The 2,333-nt window shown below is 63.9% G+C and carries 2 protein-coding genes; both read left to right on the forward strand.

Annotated elements, in window-relative coordinates; all coding sequences use genetic code 11:
- A partial coding sequence (locus RAD04_RS38430) for a DUF1522 domain-containing protein (RefSeq protein WP_461627933.1) occupies positions 1–1,427 on the forward strand: 1,427 nt, incomplete at its 5' end.
- Positions 1,428–1,788: 361 nt separating this feature from the next.
- On the forward strand, positions 1,789–2,333 hold a 545-nt coding region (locus RAD04_RS38435; protein WP_461627934.1), incomplete at its 3' end, for a flagellin N-terminal helical domain-containing protein.

Consider the following 2,333-nt stretch of genomic DNA (forward strand, 5'->3'; position numbering starts at 1 on the left):
CAGGTGGTGCTGCTGGTGTCTCGACCGTTGCTGGCGGTGCCGTCACGCTGAGGAGCTCGACAGGCGCGGATCTGAGCATCACCGGCAAGGCCGACCTGCTCAAGGCCCTCGCCCTGACGAACTCTGTGGGCGGCGGCAACGCCACGGTCAATGTCAACCGGACCACGAGCGCGGCCTCACTGGGTGCGACCATCGCGGACGGCTCGACGCTGAACGTCGACGGTCACGTCATCACCTTCAAGAACGCGCCGATCCCGGGCTCGACCGGTGCTCCGAGCGTTCCGAGCGGGTATGGTGCGAGCGGCAACGTCCTCACCGACGGCAACGGCAACTCGACGGTCTACCTGCAGGCCGGCACGGTCAACGACGTCTTGAAGGCGATCGACCTTGCCACCGGCGTTCAGACCGCGACGATCAACGCCAACGGCACTGCGACGCTTGCGACGGCCACCGGCCAGACCAACTCGTCGATCAACGCTTCCGGTGCGCTCAAGCTCTCGACCGGCGTCAATGCCGATCTGTCGATCACGGGCACCGGCAACGCGCTGAACGTGCTCGGCCTCGCCGGCAACACCGGAACCTCGACCGCCTTCACCGCGGCGCGGACCTCCGGCATCGGCGGCATCAGCGGCAAGACCTTGACCTTCTCCTCCTTCAACGGCGGCACCGCGGTTGACGTCACCTTCGGCGACGGCACCAACGGCACGGTCAAGACGCTCGATCAGCTCAACACCAAGCTTCAGGCCAACAACCTGACTGCGACGATCGACGCCAACGGCCTGCTGACGGTCTCCACCACCAACGACTACGCGTCCTCGACCATCGGTTCGAGCGCTGCGGGTGGTGCGATCGGCGGTACGCTGACTTCGTCGCTGACGTTCTCGACGGCTTCCAGCCCCGTCCAGGACACGGTTGCCCAGACCTCGCGTGCCAATCTGGTCAACCAGTACAACAACATCCTGAACCAGATCGACACGACGGCGCAGGACTCCTCGTTCAATGGTGTCAACCTCTTGAACGGCGACCAGCTCAAGCTGGTGTTCGACGAGACCGGCAAGTCGAACCTCAGCATCACCGGCGTGACCTACAACTCCAAGGGTCTGGGCCTCGCTGCCCTGACCAGCGGCGTCGACTTCATCGACAACTCCGCGACCAACAAGGTGCTGGCGAACCTGAACGCGGCGTCGAGCACGCTGCGCTCGGAAGCCTCGAGCCTCGGTTCGAACCTCTCGGTGGTGCAGGTTCGTCAGGACTTCAACAAGAGCCTGATCAACGTGCTGCAGACCGGTTCGTCCAACCTGACCCTGGCCGACACCAACACCGAAGCGGCCAACAGCCAGGCGCTGTCGACCCGCCAGTCGATCGCGGTCTCCGCGCTGTCGCTGGCCAACCAGTCGCAGCAGAGCGTGCTGCAGCTGCTCCGCTAAGTCGCGGACGACATCGCAAGCTAGATCCGGCGGCGGGGCCTCGGCCCCGCCGCTTTCTTTTTGCGCCAGCATCGGGATGCCGCCTGGCAATCTCGGACGATGCGTTCGAGTCCAGCGAATTGCTCACTCTGAGTTATGGTTGACAAGTGGCAAACGCGGCGTCGCTGCACCAAAAAGCATCATGTGATCATGACGATACGACGAAGCGCGGTCCGGCTCCGATCGCGCACATGGTGAATCCGCGGAAGGACTGGAGCGACACGCTTCATGCTTTGTTAGCCGTCTGCGTTCACCGTCCCGGCATCGATTAATCCTAATCGAAGTTTGTTTGTTGCGTTGCGTACCAGAAGGGTAACACTCAATGTCCGGTATCGTCCTCTCCTCTTCGGTTCGTCAGAACCTGCTCTCCCTCCAGTCCACCGCCGATCTTCTCGCCACCACCCAGAGCCGTCTATCGACCGGCAAGAGCGTCAATTCGGCCCTGGACAATCCCACCAACTTCTTCACGGCACAGTCGCTCGACAACCGCGCCAGCGACATCAACAACCTGCTCGATGGCATCGCCAACGGCGTGCAGGTGCTGCAGGCCGCCAACACCGGCATCACCTCGCTGCAGAAGCTGATCGACAGCGCCAAGTCGATCGCCAACCAGGCGCTGCAGACCACGGTCGGCTACTCCACCAAGTCCAACGTCTCCACCACCATCTCCGGTGCGACGGCGGCCGACCTGCGCGGCACGACGAGCTTCGCCAGCGCCACGGCATCCAGCAACGTGCTGTATAGCGGCGCGGCCGGCGGCACCACCGCGGCGACCGGCACCACGACGCTTGGCGCCAGCATCGGCGTCTTCGCAAGCACTGGCGCAACGACCGGCGCCGGCGGTACCACGACCCTGGAAGGTACCAT

The organism is Bradyrhizobium sp. 25ACV (genome assembly GCF_054863005.1).